This is a genomic window from Massilia cavernae, from assembly GCF_003590855.1.
GTDB lineage: Bacteria > Pseudomonadota > Gammaproteobacteria > Burkholderiales > Burkholderiaceae_D > Telluria_A > Telluria_A cavernae.
The window spans coordinates 73548-95285 of record NZ_QYUP01000111.1; the positions used below are offsets into that span (position 1 = coordinate 73548).

The 21738-nt window shown below is 60.9% G+C and carries 22 protein-coding genes and 1 pseudogene; 4 read left to right on the forward strand and 19 right to left on the reverse strand.

Features of this window, described 5'->3' with window-relative positions; genetic code table 11:
* The first annotated feature begins 122 nt into the window (after positions 1-122).
* The gene (locus D3872_RS11890) at positions 123-710 is read left to right on the forward strand and encodes a restriction endonuclease subunit S (protein ID WP_182915785.1); all 588 of its coding nucleotides are present in this window, start codon (positions 123-125) and stop codon (positions 708-710) included.
* A complete protein-coding gene (locus D3872_RS11895) occupies positions 703-2157 on the forward strand; it encodes an N-6 DNA methylase (RefSeq protein WP_182915786.1) in 1455 nt (484 codons plus the stop codon). Before D3872_RS11890 ends, D3872_RS11895 begins: the two co-directional genes overlap by 8 nt.
* Positions 2158-2205: 48 nt before the next feature.
* Here the strand turns inward: D3872_RS11895 and D3872_RS11900 are convergent, their stop codons facing one another.
* The 15 genes from D3872_RS11900 to D3872_RS11970 all read right to left on the reverse strand — a co-directional run bounded on the left by D3872_RS11900 (position 2206) and on the right by D3872_RS11970 (position 15911).
* Complete coding sequence (locus tag D3872_RS11900; protein ID WP_119810963.1) at positions 2206-2628, reverse strand: F0F1 ATP synthase subunit epsilon; 423 nt, start codon at positions 2626-2628, stop codon at positions 2206-2208.
* 55 nt (positions 2629-2683) lie between these two features.
* Positions 2684-4084: a F0F1 ATP synthase subunit beta gene (gene atpD, locus D3872_RS11905; RefSeq protein WP_119810964.1), complete on the reverse strand. Its 1401-nt coding sequence runs from the start codon at positions 4082-4084 to the stop codon at positions 2684-2686.
* 32 nt (positions 4085-4116) lie between these two features.
* Positions 4117-4992 carry a F0F1 ATP synthase subunit gamma gene (atpG, locus tag D3872_RS11910; RefSeq protein WP_119810965.1) on the reverse strand — a complete coding sequence of 292 codons (876 nt, stop codon included), beginning with the start codon at positions 4990-4992 and terminating at the stop codon, positions 4117-4119.
* A gap of 82 nt (positions 4993-5074) precedes the next feature.
* Positions 5075-6610, reverse strand: a complete 1536-nt coding sequence (gene atpA, locus D3872_RS11915; RefSeq protein WP_119810966.1) for a F0F1 ATP synthase subunit alpha — start codon at positions 6608-6610, stop codon at positions 5075-5077.
* Positions 6611-6679: 69 nt separating this feature from the next.
* Positions 6680-7213, reverse strand: coding sequence for a F0F1 ATP synthase subunit delta (locus D3872_RS11920; RefSeq protein ID WP_119810967.1), 534 nt, complete (start codon positions 7211-7213; stop codon positions 6680-6682).
* A 2-nt stretch (positions 7214-7215) separates the two neighbouring features.
* Positions 7216-7686, reverse strand: a complete 471-nt coding sequence (locus D3872_RS11925; protein WP_119810968.1) for a F0F1 ATP synthase subunit B — start codon at positions 7684-7686, stop codon at positions 7216-7218.
* Between the two features lie 72 nt (positions 7687-7758).
* A complete protein-coding gene (gene atpE, locus D3872_RS11930) occupies positions 7759-8013 on the reverse strand; it encodes a F0F1 ATP synthase subunit C (protein WP_119810969.1) in 255 nt (84 codons plus the stop codon).
* Positions 8014-8105: 92 nt separating this feature from the next.
* On the reverse strand, positions 8106-8942 hold the full coding sequence (gene atpB / locus D3872_RS11935; protein WP_119810970.1) for a F0F1 ATP synthase subunit A: 837 nt from the start codon (positions 8940-8942) through the stop codon (positions 8106-8108).
* 1 nt (position 8943) lies between these two features.
* Positions 8944-9282: an ATP synthase subunit I gene (locus D3872_RS11940; protein ID WP_119810971.1), complete on the reverse strand. Its 339-nt coding sequence runs from the start codon at positions 9280-9282 to the stop codon at positions 8944-8946.
* Positions 9283-9750: 468 nt separating this feature from the next.
* Positions 9751-10638 (reverse strand): ParB/RepB/Spo0J family partition protein, encoded by an 888-nt coding sequence (locus D3872_RS11945; protein WP_119810972.1) that lies wholly within the window; start codon positions 10636-10638, stop codon positions 9751-9753.
* 28 nt (positions 10639-10666) lie between these two features.
* The gene (locus tag D3872_RS11950; RefSeq protein ID WP_119810973.1) at positions 10667-11437 is read right to left on the reverse strand and encodes a ParA family protein; all 771 of its coding nucleotides are present in this window, start codon (positions 11435-11437) and stop codon (positions 10667-10669) included.
* A gap of 106 nt (positions 11438-11543) precedes the next feature.
* Positions 11544-12203, reverse strand: coding sequence for a 16S rRNA (guanine(527)-N(7))-methyltransferase RsmG (gene rsmG / locus D3872_RS11955; RefSeq protein WP_119810974.1), 660 nt, complete (start codon positions 12201-12203; stop codon positions 11544-11546).
* Entirely contained in the window at positions 12200-14131 is a 1932-nt protein-coding gene (gene mnmG, locus D3872_RS11960) for a tRNA uridine-5-carboxymethylaminomethyl(34) synthesis enzyme MnmG (RefSeq protein ID WP_119810975.1), read from the reverse strand. Before mnmG ends, rsmG begins: the two co-directional genes overlap by 4 nt.
* Before the next feature lie 163 nt (positions 14132-14294).
* Positions 14295-15056 carry a sulfite exporter TauE/SafE family protein gene (locus D3872_RS11965; protein ID WP_119810988.1) on the reverse strand — a complete coding sequence of 254 codons (762 nt, stop codon included), beginning with the start codon at positions 15054-15056 and terminating at the stop codon, positions 14295-14297.
* Positions 15057-15149: 93 nt separating this feature from the next.
* A complete protein-coding gene (locus D3872_RS11970; RefSeq protein WP_119810976.1) occupies positions 15150-15911 on the reverse strand; it encodes a sulfite exporter TauE/SafE family protein in 762 nt (253 codons plus the stop codon).
* A gap of 124 nt (positions 15912-16035) precedes the next feature.
* On the opposite strand from D3872_RS11970, the gene D3872_RS11975 reads away from it, so the two are divergent.
* A complete protein-coding gene (locus tag D3872_RS11975) occupies positions 16036-17202 on the forward strand; it encodes an iron-containing alcohol dehydrogenase (RefSeq protein WP_119810977.1) in 1167 nt (388 codons plus the stop codon).
* Positions 17203-17225: 23 nt separating this feature from the next.
* The gene (locus D3872_RS11980; RefSeq protein WP_119810978.1) at positions 17226-17636 is read left to right on the forward strand and encodes a hypothetical protein; all 411 of its coding nucleotides are present in this window, start codon (positions 17226-17228) and stop codon (positions 17634-17636) included.
* A 95-nt stretch (positions 17637-17731) separates the two neighbouring features.
* On the opposite strand, the gene ltrA is transcribed toward D3872_RS11980, so the two are convergent.
* From ltrA to D3872_RS26470, 4 genes and pseudogenes are all read right to left on the reverse strand, one after another.
* Positions 17732-19099 carry a group II intron reverse transcriptase/maturase gene (gene ltrA / locus D3872_RS11985; protein WP_119810979.1) on the reverse strand — a complete coding sequence of 456 codons (1368 nt, stop codon included), beginning with the start codon at positions 19097-19099 and terminating at the stop codon, positions 17732-17734.
* A 460-nt stretch (positions 19100-19559) separates the two neighbouring features.
* A complete protein-coding gene (locus D3872_RS11995; RefSeq protein WP_119810989.1) occupies positions 19560-20540 on the reverse strand; it encodes a branched-chain amino acid ABC transporter permease in 981 nt (326 codons plus the stop codon).
* Between the two features lie 19 nt (positions 20541-20559).
* Positions 20560-21444, reverse strand: coding sequence for a branched-chain amino acid ABC transporter permease (locus D3872_RS12000; protein ID WP_119810980.1), 885 nt, complete (start codon positions 21442-21444; stop codon positions 20560-20562).
* A 152-nt stretch (positions 21445-21596) separates the two neighbouring features.
* Positions 21597-21738 (reverse strand): annotated as a pseudogene (locus D3872_RS26470) (ABC transporter substrate-binding protein); the annotation flags it as partial.

Sequence of the window (21738 nt, forward strand, 5' to 3'; positions counted from 1 at the left end):
GGTGGGTGGCATTATCGTGTTTGGCATGCTGTACGCCGTGTTCCGCCGGGTTCCAAGAAGAAGTCCAAATAGTCCCTACCATGCTTCCGCCAGGCCAGAGCCGGCGGAGGCTGAACCGAGCCATGAACGTAAAACTCGATCAGATCGCAACCGTACGAACCCTGACGACGTTTCGAGACCGCACACCGGTCGAAAACGTGGATGGAAACGCCCACTTGCTGTCCATTCGCGACGTTGTCACGCGATGGCCACCCGATCTTTCGTCCATCCCGCGCGTTGTGGTCGATGAACACCAGCTGTCCGCGGCGCTGGAGGAAGGCGACATCCTGCTGCCCGGCCGTGGCGCATCCTATCCGGCGCGCCTGTTCCACGGGGCTCCGCGCCCCGTGTGCACCGCCGGCCAGGTCTATGTCATCCGCGCCAAGCGGGAGATCGATCCGGCATACCTGTGCTGGTACCTGAACCGGCCGGTGATACAGGCCGAGATCAACCAGCTTCTTGCCGGGTCCTCGATCAAGGCCCTGAACAAGTCGAGCCTGCTGACCATCGAGATTAGCCTCCCACCCGAACCCGAGCGCTTGCGCATCGCCGAGTTGCGCTCGCTATCCGAGCAGCGCACCCGGCTGCGCGACGAACTTGAGCGGCTCGACCAGGCCGAAATCGAGCATGCCTGCGAAACCCTTTTCGAGCATCGCCGCGCCCATGGCTAAGACGTCGAGAAAGGATGCGTCAGCGAACATCGCCGACGTTCTGGCGATGATGCGGCACTCGTTCTCCACCTCGGATTCGGTGCGGCATATGCTGGCCCTCGTCGTCCTGCGCTGGCTGGCCGATTCCCGGCGGAGCGGTTTCGACCTTCCCTTCCCCCTCGATTTGCCGCCGGATCTCCTGTATCACGTGCCATTGATGCAGGCCGATGACCTCCCTGACTGGCTGGACCGCATGTTGCGCGAGCTCGAGCTGTGCAACGCAGATGAACTTGGCGGCGTGTTCCAGCACCTCAACTTCAGGTCGCCACGCTTCATGTTCAGCCAGCAGGACCGCGGCATACTGGGCAAGGCGATCGACCTGTTGTGGATGAAGGACAGGCACGGATGCAGCTGGGCCCTGCTGCTCGCTGCGCTCGAGACTGCGCGCAAGGCATTGGTTGCCAACTCCGGCGCCCCTGAACTGAACACGCCGGATTCCATCGCAGCGCTGGTGGCCGCCCTAGGTCGGCCCGATTCCGGGGACTGGGTCTATGATCCGGCCTGCGGCACCGGCCAGCTGCTGGCGCAGGCCAGCCAGTGCGTCGCGAGGGAGGAACGCCGGCACTGGTGCTTGTCCGCGGACGAGCGCAATCCGACGGCGTGGATGCTGGCGAAGCTGAGCGTGCTGTCGCAGGGACTGTCGTCGCGGAACATCCGCCGCGCCGATGTGCTGCGCGCCGACTACTTCACCGAGCACGACGACGTGGAGGGGCTGTACGACGTGGTGATCTCGCACTTCCCATGGAGCCGGAAAGGATGGCGCCACGAGGATGCGCCGCCGGATCCACACCATCGCTTTCGCGCCGGCTTGCCGCCAAAGAATAATGCGGACTTTGCCTACCTCCTGCACATGGCCTTCGCCCTGCGGCCGGCTGCGGGCCGCATGGTGGCCGTGGTCTCGACCGGCGTGTTGTCGCGCACGGGCACGGAGGGGCGCATCCGCATGCGCCTACTTGCGCGCAACCTGGTCGACGGCGTGATCGCGCTTCCCGACAAGATGTTCCAGTGCACGTCCGCCGCGGCCGCCATCCTCTTGTTGCGGACCGACCGGGCGCCGCGGCAGGATGTCGTTTTCGTCGACGCACGCGGGATGGCGGCGTCCGCCAAGGGCGCCAACGTGTTGTCGGCCGAAGCCGTGCAGGAAATCGCCGGCATCTACAGCAAGCGCGCGCCGGTCGATGGCCGCGCGGCGCTGGTCAGCCCGGACCGCATCGCCGACAACGGCCATTCGCTCAACGTCGCGCTGTATGTCGTGCAAGCGGTCGAGGGTGAATCGCATGACCTGCACGAAGTCCGCGCGCGTCGCCACGAACTGCGGGAACAACTGAAGAACCTGAACGCCCGCATCGACGAACTGCTGGCGCCGCATCCCCATGGCCCCGCAGCCGCCGGACTCGAACAGGCGTAAAAAAGGCAGCCGAAGCTGCCTTTTTCCGTACTGCTTGTGTTGCCTGACTTAGCGCTTCTGACGCAGCTTGGCGATTGCCGCCAGCTGGGCGACCGCTGCCGCCAGTTCGGCTTGCGCCCTGGCGTAGTCGATCTCCGAAGTGCGGTTGACCATCAGTTCTTCCGCTTGCTTCTTCGCTTCCAGTGCTTTTGCTTCGTCCAGGTCGCGGCCGCGGATCGCGGTGTCGGCCAGGACCGTCACTGCGTTCGGCTGAACTTCCAGGATGCCGCCGGCGACGAAGACGAACTCTTCCTCCGCCTGGCCAGGCACCTTGATCCGTACAGCACCCGGCCGAATGCGCGTGATCAGCGGGGTGTGCTTCGGGAAGATACCCAGCTCACCTGCTTCACCCGGCAACGCGACGAACTCGGCTTCGCCCGAAAAGATGCTCGCTTCGGCCGATACCACGTCAACGTGAATAGTGTGTGCCATGTGTGTCCTATCGGGTTGGGGCGCCGCACCTTACGGGGCGGCGCCGAGGCATGTCTTAGCCGAGCTTCTTGGCTTTTTCGATTGCTTCTTCGATCGTGCCAACCATGTAGAACGCCTGTTCCGGCAGGTGGTCCAGTTCGCCAGACGCGATCATCTTGAAGCCCTTGATCGTGTCTTTCAGCGAAACGTACTTGCCTGGCGAACCGGTGAACACTTCAGCGACGTGGAACGGCTGCGACAGGAAACGCTGCATCTTACGTGCGCGTGCCACCAGCAGCTTGTCTTCCGGCGCCAGTTCGTCCATGCCCAGAATCGCGATAATGTCGCGCAGTTCCTTGTAGCGCTGCAGGGTGCCCTGGACAGCGCGCGCGGTGTCGTAGTGCTCCTGGCCAACGACCAGCGGGTCCAGCTGGCGCGAGGTCGAATCGAGTGGGTCGACCGCAGGGTAGATACCCAGCGAGGCGATGTCACGCGACAGAACGACGGTCGAGTCCAAGTGGGCGAAGGTGGTTGCCGGCGACGGGTCGGTCAAGTCATCCGCTGGAACGTAGACGGCCTGGATCGAGGTGATCGAGCCGGTCTTGGTCGAGGTGATGCGCTCTTGCAGGCGGCCCATTTCTTCGGCCAGGGTAGGCTGGTAACCCACTGCGGAAGGCATACGGCCCAGCAGTGCGGATACTTCGGTACCTGCCAGCGTGAAGCGGTAGATGTTGTCGACGAAGAACAGAACGTCCTTGCCTTCGTCACGGAACGCTTCCGCCATGGTCAGGCCGGTCAGCGCGACGCGCAGACGGTTGCCTGGTGGTTCGTTCATCTGGCCGTAAACCATCGCTACCTTGGAATTTTCCGGGGTTTCGAGGTCGACGACTTTTGCATCGGCCATCTCGTGGTAGAAGTCGTTACCTTCACGGGTACGCTCACCCACGCCGGCGAACACGGACAGACCCGAGTGCGCTTTAGCGATGTTGTTGATCAGTTCCATCATGTTGACGGTCTTGCCCACACCTGCACCGCCGAACAGACCGACCTTACCACCCTTGGCGAACGGGCAGACCAGGTCAATAACCTTGATGCCGGTTTCCAGCAGGTCTTGCGATGGCGACAGTTCGTCGTACGCAGGAGCCACGCGGTGGATCGACGCCATGCGCTCGTGCGATACCGGGCCGCATTCGTCGATTGGATTGCCCAGCACGTCCATGATACGGCCCAGGGTAGCAGTCCCCACTGGAACCATGATCGGTGCGCCGGTGTTCTGGATCATCATGCCGCGACGCAGACCGTCGGAGGAGCCCAGCGCAATGGTACGGACGATGCCGTCACCCAGCTGCTGCTGTACTTCCAGGGTCAGTTCGGAGCCTGCCATTTTCAGTGCGTCGAAAACCTTCGGCATTGCGTTGCGCGGAAACTCAACGTCAACCACTGCGCCGATACACTGAACGATTTTGCCATCAGCCATGTTCGTTCCTTCAATATTTATATAAAACGGGTTTAGACCGCTGCCGCGCCGGCGACGATCTCGGAGAGTTCTTTGGTAATCGCTGCCTGGCGGGTCTTGTTGTAGACCAGCTTCAGTTCGCCGATGACGTTGCCGGCGTTGTCGCTTGCCGATTTCATCGCCACCATGCGCGCCGATTGCTCGGACGCCAGGTTTTCCGCCACCGACTGGTACACCAGCGCTTCAACATAGCGCACCAGCAGTTCGTCGATCACGGTCTGCGCTTCCGGCTCGTAGATGTAGTCCCAGGAGAGACTATCCTTGTCGGCCGACAGCTGCGCGGACGACAGCGGCAGCAGCTGCTCGACCATCGCCTCTTGCTTCATCGTGTTGACGAACTTGGTGTAGCAGACGTAAACCGCGTCGAGCTCGCCTGCCTCGTAGCGGTCGAGCATGACTTTCACAGGCCCGATCAGCTTGTCGAGGTGCGCGGTGTCGCCGATCGCGATCGCATGCGACACGACCTTGACACCCACCCGGTTCATGAACCCCAAACCCTTGTTGCCAATCGCAACAACTTCAATCTTATTGCCAGCCGTTTCCAGCTCGCGCATCTTGTGCGTCACCAGGCGCAGCACGTTGGTGTTCATGCCGCCGCACAGACCCTTGTCGGTCGTGACGACGATGAAGCCGACTGCCTTCGCTGCCTCGCCCTTGGCTTGCGCCATGAACGGGTGCGTGTACTCTGGATTAGCAGTTGCAAGATTGGCGGTGATATTACGAATCTTGTCACTGTAGGGACGGGCGGCGCGCATCCGGTCCTGCGCCTTGCGCATTTTGGATGCGGCGACCATTTCCATCGCCTTGGTGATCTTCTTCGTATTCTCTACGCTCTTGATCTTGCCACGTATCTCTTTGCCTACTGCCATGAGTCCTTACTCCTTATGACTGCTGCCAGCCATATCATGTCGGGGACAGGACGGCGCGTCGCGGCGCCTGTCCCTCAACTCTTTAGAAAGATTTTTTGAAATCAGCAATGGCTGCGGCCAAGGCAGCTTCGCCGTCCTTGTCCAGTTGCTTGGTTTCTTCGATCTTGCTCAGGAGGGCGCTGTGGCTGGACTTCATGAAGCCGTGCAGGCCGGCTTCGAATGCCAGTACTTTCTTGACTTCGATGCTGTCGAAGTAGCCCTTGTTCACTGCGAACAGCGACACGGCCATCAGCGAGATCGGCAGCGGCGAGTACTGGGCCTGCTTCAGCAGTTCGGTCACGCGTGCACCGCGGTCCAGCTGCTTGCGGGTCGATTCGTCCAGGTCGGAAGCGAACTGCGCGAACGCAGCCAGTTCACGGTACTGCGCCAAGTCGGTACGGATACCGCCGGACAGGTTTTTGATGACCTTGGTCTGGGCGGCGCCACCGACGCGCGATACCGAGATACCCGCGTTAATCGCAGGACGGATACCGGCGTTGAACAGCGAGGTTTCCAGGAAGATCTGACCGTCGGTAATCGAAATCACGTTGGTCGGAACGAATGCAGACACGTCGCCAGCCTGGGTTTCGATGATCGGCAGTGCGGTCAGCGAGCCGGTCTTGCCGGTCACGGCGCCGTTGGTGAACTTCGACACGTAGTCGGCGTTCACGCGTGCTGCGCGCTCGAGCAGGCGGCTGTGCAGGTAGAACACGTCGCCTGGGTAAGCTTCGCGGCCTGGTGGGCGGCGCAGCAACAGCGAGATCTGGCGGTAGGCAACTGCCTGCTTCGACAGGTCATCGTAGACGATCAGTGCGTCTTCGCCGCGGTCGCGGAAGTATTCGCCCATCGCGCAGCCCGAGTAGGCCGAGATGTACTGCATCGCTGCCGATTCGGAAGCCGATGCGGCGACAACAATGGTGTACTCCATCGCGCCGTGCTGTTCCAGGGAACGCACGATGTTCTTGATGGTCGATGCTTTCTGGCCGATCGCAACGTACACGCAGGTCATGTTCTGACCTTTTTGGTTGATGATCGCGTCGACTGCGACAGCCGATTTACCGGTCTGGCGGTCGCCGATGATCAGCTCGCGCTGGCCACGGCCGATAGGTACCATCGAGTCGATCGACTTCAGGCCAGTCTGCATAGGCTGCGACACGGATTCACGGGCGATAACGCCCGGAGCGATCTTTTCGATTGGTGCGGTCAGGGTGGTGTTGATCGGACCCTTGCCGTCGATCGGCTGGCCCAGTGCGTTGACCACGCGGCCGCGCAGCTCAGGGCCGATCGGCACTTCCAGGATGCGGCCGGTCGTCTTGACGGTGTCGCCTTCCGAGATGTGCTCGTAAGCACCCAGGATGACGGAGCCGACGGAGTCGCGCTCGAGGTTCATTGCCAGGCCGAAGGTGTTGCCTGGGAATTCCAGCATCTCGCCCTGCATCACGTCCGACAGACCATGGATGCGGCAGATACCGTCAGCGACGGAGATGACCGTGCCTTGGTTGCGAACTTCAGCGGAACCTTCCAGGCCCTGGATGCGGCTCTTGATCAGTTCGCTGATTTCAGATGAATTAAGTTGCATAATGCTAACTCCTAATAGTTTCTTGATGCGTAGGGCAAGGGCGTTGCCGTGGGCGAGTGCGAATGTCGGTTACGCAGCCAGCGCAACATGCATCTGTTGCAGCTTGGCGCGTACCGAGGTGTCGAGCACTTCATCGCCGACGACGACGCGCACACCACCGATCAGCGAGGAATCCACCGACACGGTTGGGTTGAGCTTGCGGCCGAATTTCTTTTCCAACGCGGACAGCAGCTGGGCCACCTGGGCATCCGAGATCTCGAATGCGCTCGAGATGATGGCGTCAGCCGCACCTGCGTCAGCGTTCTTCAGTACCTGGAACTGCTCGCCGATTTCCGGCAGCAGCGCGACACGGCCATTTTCAACCAGCATCTGGATGAAATTGCCCGCTTCAGGCGTCATCGGCGACTTCACCAGCGACGACAGGGTGCCGGTCATGGTGTCGGTCGAGACGTTCGGGTTGGCGGCAAACGCCTGCACATCAGGGTTGGAGCCAACTTGCGCCAGTTCGGACACAAGTTCGGACCAGGCAGCCATGTTGCCTTGCTTGGCAACACGGAACAGCGCTTCGGCGTAGGGACGGGCGACGGTTGCGAGTTCAGCCATGATTACAGCTCGACCGACAGTTGCGACAGCAGCTCGCCATGAGCAGCCGGGTTCACCTCGCGCTTGAGGATCTGTTCGGCGCCACGGACCGCGAGGGTCGCGACCTGGCCGCGCAGTTCTTCGCGTGCACGTACTACCTGCTGTTCCGCGTCAGCCTTGGCTTGCGCAACGATGCGTGCTGCTTCGTCGGATGCGGTTTTCTTGGCTTCTTCGATGATCAATGCTGCGCGCTTTTCAGCGTCGGCGATGCGCTTCTGGCCTTCGTCGCGTGCAGTTGCCAGTTCGGCTTGTGCGCGCTTCTCGGCTGCAGCCATCTCTGCCTTGCCACGGTCTGCTGCGGCCAGGCCACTCGCGATCTTCTCGGCGCGCTCGTCGAGCGCTTTCATCAGTGGTGGCCACACGAATTTCATCGTGAAGCCCGCCAGGATGAAGAAGACCACGAACTGGGCAAACAAGGTTGCGTTTAAGTTCACGGTATTTTCCTTCTCACAAAAACGGATGCCGAACCGTAGTGGTTCGGCCCTTCAGAACCAAAGACGCGAGTCTTAGCCGGCGACTGCTGCGGTGAATGGGTTTGCGAATGCGAACAGCATTGCGATACCAACACCGATCAGGAACGCAGCGTCGATCAGGCCGGCCAGCAGGAACATCTTGGTCTGCAGGGTGTTCATCAGTTCAGGCTGACGAGCCGAAGCTTCCAGGTATTTACCGCCCATGATAGCGATACCGATACAGGCGCCGATAGCACCCAGGCCGATGATCAAACCGCAAGCCAGAGCTACAAAAGATACGTCAGTCATGAGAGTTACTCCAAAAAGTTAAATTAAAAACTAGATTAAAAACTACAAACTTCTACTACCACTTATCTTGCGATTCTTTAGTACCAGTCCGATCAGTGGCCTTCATGCGCCTGACCGATGTACACCAGCGTCAGCATCATGAAGATGAATGCCTGCAGGAACACGATCAGGATGTGGAAGATCGCCCAAACCGAACCTGCCACCACGTGGCCAATGAAGCCAAAGGTAGTCGCCATGGAACCGAGCAGTGCAATCAACAGGAACAGCAGTTCACCGGCGTACATGTTGCCGAACAGTCGCATGCCGAGCGAGACCATTTTTGCTGCGTATTCGATGATGTTCAGGAGCAGGTTGAACGGCGCCATCCAGATGCCGAACGGTGCGGCGAACAATTCGTGGATGAAGCCGCCGAAGCCCTTGATCTTGATGCCGTAGTACAGCATCAGGACCAGAACGCCCAGCGAGATGCCCAGGGTGCCGTTCAGGTCGGCGGTCGGCACCACGCGGTGGTACGCGATCACGCTGTCCCAGCCGACCAGGGCGAAGAAGGAGGAGAACATGTCGACCGGCAGGAAGTCCAGCGAGTTCATCAGGGCGACCCAGACGAACACGGTCAGCGCCAGCGGGGCGATGAAGGTACGGTCGCCGTGGACGATGGCTTTCGACTGGTTTTCAACCATTTCGACCAGCATTTCGACGGCAGCCTGGAAGCGGCCAGGAACGCCGGAAGTGGCACGGCGCGCGGCCATCCACATCAGCAGCGAGCCGACCACGCCGGCGAAGATCGACCAGAAGATGGTGTCGACGTTGAAGACGGTGAAGTCGACCACGAAGGACTGGTGCTTGTTGGACAGGTGACCCAGGTGGTGCTGGATGTATTCTGATGCGGTCGGTGCGTGCGTCGCTGCGCCTTCAACAGGTGTGCTCATGTCATTGCCTAAATAATAAGATTATGTAACTTTTCAGCGCGACGATGAACCCGGCCATCAGGGCCAGCCAGTTCAAATCGCGGTAGAGCAACGCAGTCGCACCTAACAGCGCCAGCGTCAATGCAATCTTTATAAATTCCCAGATAAAAAACGAGAACGGGTTAGCCCCGCCAGGCGTTTTCGAATTGACGTACAGGCGAAACGCCATCAATCCATTGGGCACGACACAACAAATTCCGCCAATTACAGCCGAAAACATCGCAGGCGCTCCCCCGATCAGTGCGGCGATAACGCCAGCGACTACCGTTGCCATCAATTGCAGGGAGACTAAGCGCAACATTTTTTCTTCTTCGCGCCAGCCATTGTGAAATGCCGTTATCGGGCTCGGGAAATACGTGAATCAGCGGGATTATAGCGTCGGAAGGCATTTGCAGTCAAACGCAGTGCAGCACGGAAATGGTGAAAATTGTTGAAATACCACGGAAAATTAAGGGCTTAGCGTGCGCCAAATGAGTGCGGCGATGCGGGGATGAGCCCGTTCAATGTCGTTCCCATGCAAACGGAACCCATGCTGAGCAAGCCCGGGCGGTGCGCAAAATTGATGCGTTATCGGGCTATGGATGCGGGGTATGGGTACCCGCCTGCGCGGGTAGTCGGTTCCGCCAGTGGCGGGAACGACGGTTTCCCAGCTAGTGGCCGTGTGGATAACTTTGTGGACAAGCCACCGGATAAGCAGGGGATACCACCTGTATAAGGCGTGGACATCCCCTGTATAAGCTTTGGATAGCTGGTGGACAGCCCTGTATAACTAGGCCCGCAGACGCGCCAACACGCCGTCGAGGATGTCGAGGTCGGCGAAATCGATGATCATCTGGCCCTTGCCCTTGGCGCCCATCTTGAAGACAACCGGCGTAGCCAGCTTGTCCGACAGTTCCTCTTCCAGCGCCACGATGTCGCCCGACTTCTCTTTCTGGCGCGCGGCGGCTGCTGGCGCCGCCTGCTCCTCCATGGTGCGGGTGACAAGTTTCTCGGTCTCGCGGACCGACAGCCGCTTTGCCACGACCTGGTTGGCCAGGTTGATCTGGTTGGCCGCATCGACCGCCAGCAGCGCGCGGGCATGGCCCATGTCGATGTCGCCGGCCATCAGCATGGTTTGCACCGGGCCGGCCAGGTTAATCAGGCGCAGCAGGTTGGACACCGCGCTGCGCGAACGGCCGACAGCGTTGGCCGCCTGCTCGTGGGTGAAGGCGAAGTCCGAGATCAAACGGGCGATGCCTTGCGCTTCTTCCAGCGGGTTCAGGTCCTCGCGCTGGATATTCTCGATCAGGGCCATCGCTGCCGCGGCCTGGTCGTCGACCTCGCGCACCAGCACCGGCACTTCGTCCAGCCCGGCCAGCTGCGCCGCGCGGAAGCGGCGCTCGCCGGCGATGATCTCGTACTTCACGGCGCCGGTTATCGTGTCCTGGCCGACCGGACGCACCAGCACCGGCTGCATGATGCCCTGGGTCTTGATCGACGCAGCCAGTTCCGACAGCGCGCCTTCGTCCATGCGGGTGCGCGGCTGGTATTTGCCGGCCTGCAGCTGGCTCACGGCCAGCACCGACGGCAGGTCCTTCTGCCCCGAGAAGCCTTCGCCGTCGCCGCCCAGCAGCGCATCGAGGCCGCGGCCCAGTCCCTTGAGTTTTTTGGTAGCCATGCTTTTTACTCTCTCTTACTCTCTCTGACTACGTTGTCTTGATGCGTTCGACCATCTCGGCGCCGAAGGCGATGTACGCCTGCGCGCCTTTCGAGGCGGGGTCGAACACCACGCCCGGCACGCCGTAGGATGGCGCTTCGGCCAGCCGCACGTTGCGGGGGATGATCGTGTTGAATACCTTGTTGCCGAAGTGCTGCTCCAGCTGGGCCGAGACCTGCTGCGACAGCGTCATGCGCGGATCGAACATCACGCGCAGCAGGCCGATGATCTTCAGGTCGGTGTTCAGGTTGGCGTGCACCTTCTTGATCGTGTTGACCAGGTCGGACAGGCCTTCCAGCGCGTAGTACTCGCACTGCATCGGGATGATCACGCCGTGGGCGGCGCACAGGCCGTTCAGGGTCAGCATCGACAGGGCGGGCGGGCAATCGACCAGGATGAAGTCGTACTCGCCGTCCACCGCTGCCAGCGCATCCTTGAGGCGGCGCTCGCGCTGGTCCAGTTCTACCATCTCGACTTCGGCGCCGGCCAGCTCGCGGTTGGAAGGCAGCACGTCGAAGCGGCCCGTCTCCGAACGCAGGCGCGCGGTGTTCACATCCGCTTCGCCCAGCAGCACTTCGTAGATGGAGGACTTGAGGCCGGCCTTGTTGATGCCCGCGCCCATGGTCGCGTTGCCTTGCGGGTCAAGGTCGACCAGCAGCACGCGCTGATCGAGCTTGGCCAGTCCGGCGGCCAGGTTGACGCTGGTTGTGGTCTTCCCTACCCCGCCCTTTTGGTTTGCAACGCAGAATATCTTTGCCATGTATCTTCTTAATCGTAGACGCAACAATAACGATTTATACCGTTTATACTATCTAAACCGTTGATACGATTTATAAGGTATATCAGGTATAAACGATTTATACCGTTTATATTGATTGAACGGATCGCTCGATGAAAACGAGGTGCCGCTCCGCTTCCAGTTTTGGCACTTTCAAAGCCTGCAGCCCCGTCGTTTTCCACTCTCCCGGCAGCCGCTCCTGCTCCTCCGGCGGCGCCACGCCTTTCAAGGCTATGAATTTGCCGCCCTCGGCCAGCAGGTGTCCCGACCAGTTGACGAAATCGGACAAGTCGGCAAAGGCGCGCGAGGTGATCACGTCGAAAAGCTGTTTTACCTGAAGGTCCTGCACTTTCATCGTGTACACGCTGGCGTTTGCCAGTCCCAGCTCCGCCTTCACTTGCGTCAGGAAGGCGGTTTTCTTGTGCACGGTGTCGATCAGCGACACTTTCATGTCCGGCCGCGCGATCGCCAGCACAATACCCGGCAAGCCGCCCCCTGCCCCGACGTCGAGCACGTTTTGCGCGCCCTCGAAGGCCGGTACCGCGGCCAGCGAGTCGAGCACGTGCAGCGTGACCATCTGCATTGGGTCGCGCAGCGAGGTCAGGTTATAAACAGAATTCCATTTGAACAGCAGGGCCAGGTAATCCAGCAGCTGTTCGTGCTGTTTCTCGTTCAGGTCAAGCTTCAGTTCCTTGATGCCGTCGGCCAGGATGTGCGCCAGCGCGGCGCGGTCGAATGTACCCCTCATCCAGCGAGCTCCTCATTGAGCGAAGTGAAACCCTTCGCACCGCGTTTCTTTAAATGTACCAGCAAAAGCGAGATTGCGGCCGGTGTCACTCCGGAAATTCTTGAAGCCTGGCCCAGTGTTTCGGGACGCTGCTTGTCCAGCTTCTGGCGCACCTCGACCGACAGCGCAGTGATCTCGAGGTAGTTGAAGTTCTCCGGCAGCTTCAGGTTTTCGTAATGATCGTGGCGCTCCACCTCTTTCGCCTGTCGGTCGATATAGCCCGAATACTTCAGCTGGATCTCGATCTGCTCCTTGACGGCAGGGTCTTCGACGCCCGGACCGGCAAGCTGCTGCCCTTCGACGCCAGTCAAGCCCATCAGGGTTTCATACTGCACGCCCGGGCGGCGCAGCAGGTCCGCGAGCGAATATTCGCGCTCGATGGCCTGGCCAATCACGCGCTCGGATTCCGCGGCCGCCAGGATGCGCGGGTTCACCCAGGTCGAACGCAGGCGTTCCAGTTCGCGCGCGACCGCCTCGCGCTTGGTCTCGAAGGCCTGCCACTGTGCGTCGCCGACGACGCCCAGCCTGCGGCCGATTTCGGTCAGGCGCATGTCGGCATTATCTTCGCGCAGGCTGAGGCGGTACTCGGCGCGGCTGGTGAACATGCGGTACGGCTCCATCACGCCTTGGGTGGTCAGGTCGTCGACCAGCACACCGAGGTAGGCTTCGGAGCGGCCCGGCACCCATGCTTCCTGATCCTTCGTTTGCAGCGCGGCGTTGATACCGGCCAGCATGCCCTGCGCCGCAGCTTCTTCGTAGCCGGTGGTGCCGTTGATCTGGCCGGCGAAATACAGGCCCTTGATGGCCTTGGTTTCAAGCGAGGCCTTGAGGCCGCGCGGGTCGAAATAATCGTACTCGATGGCGTAGCCGGGACGCAGGATGAAGGCGTTTTCCATGCCCACCATCGAGCGAACCAGTTCCAGCTGCACGTCGAACGGCAGGCTGGTCGAGATACCGTTCGGATAGAACTCGTTGGTGGTCAGGCCTTCCGGCTCGAGGAAGATCTGGTGCGATTCCTTGGCCGAGAAACGGTGGATCTTGTCTTCGATCGACGGGCAATAGCGCGGACCGACGCCTTCGATGACGCCGGTGTACATCGGGCTGCGGTCGAGGCCGGCGCGGATGATGTCGTGGGTGCGCGCATTGGTGTGGGTAACCCAGCACGGCACCTGGCGCGGATGCATCGCGGTGTTGCCCATCACGGAGAACACCGGCACCGGATCGAGGTCGCCCGGCTGCTCTGTCATCGCGGCGAAGTTGATGCTGCGGCCGTCGATACGCGGCGGTGTGCCGGTTTTTAGGCGCCCCTGCGGCAGCTTCAGTTCCTTCAGGCGTGCCGACAGCGACAGCGCCGGCGGGTCGCCTGCCCTGCCCGCCGAGTAGTTTTGCAGGCCGACGTGGATCTTCCCGTCGAGGAAGGTACCCGCCGTCAGCACGACCGCCGCCGCACGGAACTGCAGACCGATCTGGGTAACGGCGCCGACGACGCGGTCGCCCTCGACCATCAGGTCGTCCACAGCCTGCTGGAACAGCCACAGGTTCGGCTGGTTTTCCAGGCGCGAACGGATCGCCTGCTTGTACAGCATCCGGTCGGCCTGGGCGCGGGTGGCGCGCACAGCCGGGCCCTTGGACGAGTTAAGGATGCGGAACTGGATGCCGGATTCGTCGGTGGCAATTGCCATCGCGCCACCCATCGCGTCTACTTCCTTGACCAGGTGCCCCTTGCCGATACCGCCGATGGACGGGTTGCACGACATCGCACCGAGGGTTTCGATGTTATGAGTGAGCAACAAGGTCTTCTGGCCCATACGGGCTGAAGCGAGTGCGGCTTCGGTGCCGGCATGGCCGCCGCCGACGACAATGACGTCGAATTCAGTTGGAAATAGCATGATGGAAGCGTAAAGCGAGGAGTGAGGCCAAATTATAGAGGCTTTTCACTCGCAGGACTCGGCAGGAGTCCGAATTACGCCAGAAACGTGTGTTTTTGTTTCACGTGAAACAGTCGAGTTAGCGTCGAGTCGCTATGTTCCACGTGAAACAATCCAGTCGGAATTACTTGAAGAAGGCGTCGTAGCCTGTTTTGAGGATCAGCAGGCAGACGACGACGAGGAACAATTTGCGGACAAAAGCGCTTCCATGTTTGATCGCAAGTCGGGTTCCCACCAGCGATCCGGCGACCTGGCACACCGCCATCAGAAGCCCGAGCTGCCACAACAGGTGGCCGCTGTAGCCGAACCACATCAGGGCCGAGATGTTGCAAGCGACATTCACGACCTTGGCCGCAGCCGACGCGCTCAGGAAGTCGAAGCCGAAGAAACGGACAAACAGGAAGATAAGGAAGCTTCCAGTGCCCGGCCCGAAGAAGCCATCGTAGAATCCGATGCAGGCGCCCATCCCCACCGCAACCATTTTCTCGGTATTTCCGGTGTGGACAGGTGCGTGGATACTGCCGAGATCCTTCTTGCGGAAGGTGTAGATCGCAACCGCGACCAGCAGGATCGGAAGCAGGGAACGGACAAAGTCAGCCGGAACCTTGGTTACGGTGTAGGCACCGGCGAAGGACAATGCGAACGCGGCCATCGCCGCCGGCGCAGCCGCGCTCCAGGCGACCCGGACACGGCGCGCATAGTTGATCGCCGCTGTGCCCGTTCCGAATATTCCGGCCAGCTTGCTGGTGCCGAACAAGGTTGCCGGCACCTCCTTCGGGAACAGCGAGAACATCACTGGTATCTGGATCAGGCCGCCGCCACCGACCACCGCGTCCACCAACCCCGCCAGGAAGGCCGCTCCACCGAGCACCGCCACATCTATCATGTCCCTGCCCCCAGCCGCGTAAAGCTGGATATTGTACGGAAGAATGAGTTGCAGCATTGCAAAGCGTTTGGCAAATGTTCCACGTGAAACAATTTACATGAGGAAGGCGTCATAGCCTGTTTTCAGGATCAGCAAGGCCACCACGACAAGAAACAGCTTCCTCACGAAAGCACTGCCATGCCTGAGCGCGATCCGGGTGCCGACGATCGAACCGGCCACCTGGCAGGCCGCCATCACAAGTCCGAGCTGCCAGAGGATGTGTCCGTTATACCCCAGCCACATCAGCGCGGATATATTGCACGCGACGTTGACGACTTTCGCCGCGGCGGAGGCATTAAGGAAATCAAAGCCGAAGTAGCGCACGAACAGGAATATCAGGAAACTGCCGGCGCCGGGACCGAAGAAGCCGGCATAGAATCCGATACCCGCACCCAGCGCAACGGCAACGTAGCGCTCGGTATCTCCGCTGTGCAGTGGCGCATGACTGCTGCCGAGATCCTTGTTGCGGAATGTGTAGACCGCGACAAACAGCAGCATCACCGGAAGGAGGGCGCGGACAAAGTCCGACGGCACCCTGGTCACGGTGTAAGCACCCGCAAAAGACAGGGCGAAAGCCGCCACCGCGGCCGGCGCCACCGCGCTCCAGGCGATGCGCACACGCCGGGCATAGCTGAGCGCGGAGGTCCCCGATCCGAACAGGCCGGCCAGTTTGCTGGTCCCAAACAGGGTCGCCGGGACTTCCTTCGGCAGCACCGCGAACAGCGCCGGAATCTGGATCAGTCCGCCGCCGCCGACCATGGCGTCGACAATTCCGGCAACGAACGATGCAGCGCCGAGTATTGCGACATCCATCATTGCCCTACCCTTCAGCGGCCAAAGATCGATATTGTACGGAAGAACGAATTGCCGCGGTGACAATAAATCACTTCCGCCGCACCTTGGTGTAAGCTTGCTATTCCACTCACTTGAGAGACAACACATGACCGGCTTTGCGCCTTTTGCCTTCAGCACAGTTCCCCATATCATTTGCGAGCCGGGCAGTGCGGCGAAGCTTGGAACGTATATCGCGGCAAGCTTTCCACAGGCGCGCCGCGCGCTGATCATCACCGACCCAGGCTTCCTCAAGACCGGCCTGGTGGAGATACCGTGCGCGAATCTCGAACATCACGGCATCTCGGTCCAGGTGTTCTCGGACGTTGTGGCCGATCCGCCCGAAGCTGTAGTGCTGCAGGCCGTCGACTTCGCCCGCGCGAAGGAGACCGACATCGTGATCGGTTTTGGCGGCGGCAGTTCGATGGACGTTGCCAAGCTGATCGCCGTGCTGGCCGGCAGCGGCCAGGAGATCGGCAGCGCCTACGGCATCGGCAACGTGAAAGGCGAACGGCTGCCGCTGGTACAGATCCCGACCACGGCCGGGACAGGTTCCGAGGTCACCAACATCGCCATCGTCACCACCGGCGAAACCACCAAGATGGGTGTCGTCGCACCCCAGCTGTACGCGGACATGGCAGTGCTCGATGCGGAACTGACGCTGGGCTTGCCGCCGATGGTGACTGCCGCCACCGGTATTGACGCCATGGTCCACGCGATCGAAGCCTTCACGACCAAACATAAAAAGAACCCGATGTCGGACGTGCTCGCCAAGCAGGCACTTCAGTTACTCTCAAGCAGCTTGATGAAGGCCTGCGAAGACGGACGCAACATGGAGGCGAGGCAGGCGATGCTGCTGGGCGCGTGCTTCGCCGGGCAGGCTTTCTCGAACGCGCCGGTGGCTGCCGTGCACGCGCTGGCCTACCCTATCGGCGGCATCTTCCATGTCCCGCACGGCCTGTCGAACGCGCTGGTTCTCCCCCACGTCTTGCGCTTCAACCTGCCCGAAGCCGCGCCGCAGTATGCGGAACTGGCGAACGTGATCGCGCCGCACGTCACCGGCAGCGACGAAGCGCGCGCCGAAGCGCTGATTGCTGCAATGCAACAAGTGGCGAAAATGACTGGCATCGAGACCACCCTGCGCCAGGTCGGCATCCGGGAAACCGACCTCGATCGGCTGGCCGACGACGCCATGCTGCAAACGCGGCTGCTTGGAAACAACCCGCGCGAACTGACCCGCGCCGACGCCTATGCAATTTACGCAGCGGCGCTTTGATCTATTAACGGAGGTGATCGAACATGGAAACAAACATCATTTTCCTCATCGTCCTCGCCGTGGGCGTGGCTATCCTCGTGTGGCTGCGTTCCTGGCGCCAGCGCCGCTCGCTGGCCGACAAGTTTGCGCCCCGCCCTCCAATGGAGTTCGAGACGTTCTACAAACGCTTCTATGACGGGAAAATCGACCGCGACAAAGTCAGGACTCACCTGAACAATGTGGCGGAGGAGTTCTCTGTGCCGGCGGACAAGCTGCTGCCGACCGACCGCTTCGACGTGGAGTTGAAGCAGCCCAGCGGCCACGAATTCGATGCCGGCACCGGACTGCTGCCGATGCAGGTCGAACTGCTGGCGCGGGCCAAAGGCGGAATGCTGAAATCGGAAAGCATCGTCAACGTGGACGACTACATTACGCAGATGGCGCGGTACAGCTGATACCGCTATCGGCATAGGGGGCAGCTAATGATAGCTGCTCCCCTGCCACACCACCCGGCATGCGGGTCCGCACCGGGCGATTCGAGTAGTTGAGGTCAAGACAGGCGGGGTACGCCCAGTCGATCGAAGTACGCAATAGTGAGTACGCTGTTAAGCAGTTTATCGCTATTGCGCCACCAGCGACGGCCGTTGGCCGCCACTCGCTTTGCCACCGACGGCGCAGCTCCCAATTTGAGCAGTTCCCGATACATGGTGGTTCCGCGTTTCCAGTGCTTTAGCTGGATAGCCCGCAGCCTGTGACGCAGCCATTCATCGAGTTTGCGCCATACGTTAGGGGTTTGCGCCAACTGGAAGTATCCCTTCCATCCCAGCATATAAGAACGCAGTCGTGTCACTACGTCCGGCATGCTGCGCCCGCCAGAACGGCAGGTCAGCTCCCGGATGCGTTGCTTAAACGTTTTCAGAGGCTTCTCAGCCACCTTGCGTTTGACTTCACCCCCACGCGCCACCCACAGACTGTAACCGAGGAACTTGCGGCCAAAGACGCTAGCCACCGCGCTTTTGCTTTCGTTGACCATGAGGTGCAACTTGGCATAACAGCGCCGCAGTAGCGCCATCACCCGCTGGCCCGCCCGCACGCTGCGCACATACACGTTCGCATCGTCGGCGTAGCGCGCAAAGCGATGGCCGCGCCATTCCAGTTCCTTGTCCACCTCGTCGAGCATCACGTTGGCCAGTAACGGACTGAGAGGCCCACCTTGCGGCGTTCCCTCATCGCGCGACTGCACCACGCCGTTGTCCATGATGCCGCTGTTCAGATATGCACGAGTTAGCCGGATTATCCCAGCGTCATCGATGCGTTTCCGCAGGCGGTCAATCAGGATGTCATGGTTGACCCGGTCAAAGAATTTCGACAGGTCGACATCGACCACGACTCTCCACCCTGACTGAACGTACGACTGAGCGGCTAACACCGCATCCTGTGCACGCCTGCCCGGACGAAAGCCGTAGCTATGCTCACTAAAGGTGGGATCAAGTATCGGTTGCAGCACCTGTAGCAGTGCTTGCTGGATCAGGCGATCCGTCACCGTCGGAATGCCAAGCTCGCGCTCGCCACCGTCGGGCTTCGAGATCGTCACCCGACGCACCGGACTGGGCCGGTACGTCCCTGCCAGCAGTTGCTCTCGTATATGCGGCCATGCGGTTGCCAGATGACGCGATGTCTGGTTGATATCCAGCCCATCCACGCCAGCAGCTCCCTTGTTGGCACGCACACGCTTGAACGCCCGCCGCAGGTTCTCTGTCGTCAGCGCCGCTTGCAGCAGCACTGACCCCGTGTCTCCGGTTGCATGTCGCGGGCAGAACGCTTCGTCGCTGAAAGCATCGGGCATGGCTTCACCTTGCCCTACGGCTTCCCGCCCCGCGTTAGCAGGCATCTGACGCTGTGCTTTCTGCATCGACATATCGGATTCACTCCTACTCGTTCGGTCCTTCGTCGGCGGAGTTGAGCCTTCGCGGCGCTACCTCCAACTACTATGACCTCTGCTGAGACCCCGCTCCGGCTCGCGCCGTCGCCCTTTCAGGCACAAGGCGGGGCGTCCCCAGGTAAGGGCCGCACTCCTTCATCACACAACCGCCGCATTTACGCCACCGATCCTTGACCACAAGAGCTTCGCGGTTTCATGCCCGCTCGCCCTGATCGGTAACGCCTTCTATGCGATTCTTGTCCATCGGCTCATGATTTATGCTCCACGCTTCCTTCCCACACTCAGTTACCCTCATGCAGTTGCGCTTCACTTCGCTCACTGTGGTCAGCTCGCGGCGGGACTTGCACCCACAGGAGTGCGCCCATGCTGGGCGCACATAAAAAAAGCCAGGTTCCCCGGAACCTGGCTTTTCTGTCTGGAGCTTACCTGTTGAAGGCTACGCCGCCTTCTTGCGGCCCATTGCGGCGAAGGCGGCGCCGATCTCGCCCACAATACCGCGACGGAACAACAGCACGCAGGTAACGAAGATCAGGCCGGTCACGATGCCGACCGACTCGCCCAGCGTGTTGAACCATTCGATCTCGGTGGTACGCGCCAGGAAGATGCCCACGTCGCCCAGCTTGTTTTCCAGCGTGATGATGATGAAGGCGCCCAGGATCGGACCGACCAGCGTCCCCATGCCCCCTACCAGCGTCATCAGGATCACCAGGCCCGACATGGTCCAGTGCACGTCGGTCAGCGTTTCGAAGCCGAGCACGACCGTTTTAGTGGCCCCTGCAAGGCCTGCAAGGGCCGCTGAGAGCACGAACGCGGTCAGCTTGTACTTGTCGACGTCGTAGCCCAAGGAAATGGCGCGTGGCTCGTTTTCCTTGATCGCCTTGAGCACCTGGCCGAACGGCGAATGCACCGTACGCATGATCAGGGCGAAACCGCCGATCGCGATCGCCAGCACCAGGTAGTACATCGTGGTATCGCTGGCCAGGTCGACCATGCCCAGCAGCTTGCCGCGCGGTACACCCTGCAGGCCGTCCTCGCCGCCGGTGAACGGCGAGCGCAGCGCTGCGAAGTACACCATCTGGGCCAGCGCCAGCGTGATCATCGAGAAGTAGATGCCGGAACGGCGGATCGCCAGTGTGCCCATCACGAAGCCGATCAGCGCCCCGCTGCCGACGCCGGCCAGGATGGCCAGCTCGACCGGCCATCCCATGTCGCGCAGCATGTAGCCCGCGGTGTAGCCTGCCGCGCCGAAGAATGCGGCATGGCCGAAGGACAGCAAACCGGTGAAGCCGATCAGCAGGTTGAACGCGCAAGCGAACAAGCCGAAACACAGCAGCTTCATCAGGAATACCGGATAGGCGAAGAACGGCGCGGCAAGTGCGATCGCCAGCGCGATCAGGTAGCCAATTTTTCGATTCATCATCATGTACGTGCTCCGGTTATTTTTCTTTGCCGAACAGGCCGGCAGGGCGCAGCAGCAGGACGATCACCATGACGACGAACACGACGACCTCCGAGCCTTCCGGATAGAACACGCGGGTCAGGCCCTCGATGACGCCGAGCATCAGGCCGGTGACGATCGAGCCCATGATCGAACCCATGCCGCCGATTACCACAACGGCGAACACGACGATGATCAGGTTCGAGCCCATCAGCGGCGTCACGTTGATGATCGGGGCCGCCAGCACCCCTGCAAAGCCCGCCAGGGCGACGCCGAAGCCGTAGGTGAGCGTGACCATCAGCGGCACGTTGATGCCGAAGGCTTCCACCAGCTTCGGATTCTCGGTGCCGGCGCGCAGGTAGGCGCCGAGCTTGGTCTTTTCGATCACGTACCAGGTTGCCAGGCAGACCGTCAGCGATGCGGCGACGACCCAGCCGCGGTAGTTCGGCAGGATCATGAAGCCGAGGTCGGTGGCGCCGGACAGCGCGTCAGGCACCGGATAAGCCTGGCCCGAGACGCCGTAGAAGGAGCGGAAAACGCCTTCCAGCAGCAGGGTGATGCCGAAGGTCAGCAGCAGGCCGTACAGGTGGTCGAGCTTGTACAGCCAGCGCAGCATCGTCTTTTCGATCACGATGCCGAACAGGCCGACCAGCAGCGGCGCGGCGGCCAGCATGACCCAGTAGTTGAGCTCGAAATAGGACAAGCCCATCCAGGCAAGGAAAGCGCCCATCATGTACAGGGCGCCGTGGGAGAAGTTGATGACGTTGAGCAAGCCGAAGATGACGGCCAGGCCGAGCGACAGCATCGCGTAGAACGAGCCGTTGACCAGGCCCAGCAGCAGCTGGCTCATCATCGCCTGCATGGGGATGCCGAAAATTTCCATGGAATATCAGTACGAAGTCTTGAGTGGAACGTAGGGCGGATAAGCCCGGAGGGCGCATCCGCCGTTCTCGACGCCAACACGGTGCCAAATCGGCGGATGCGGGCATTGCCCTTATCCGCCCTACGAATTACGTTGAAACTGCTACGACTGAATTACTTCCACGCCGCGCACTTGGTTTCCGCCTGGTGGCGTAAGCCTGGTCGCCCGGAATGGTCTGCACGACCTTGTAGTAGTCCCACGGATACTTCGATTCCGAAGGCTTCTTCACTTCCATCAGGTACATGTCGTGCACCA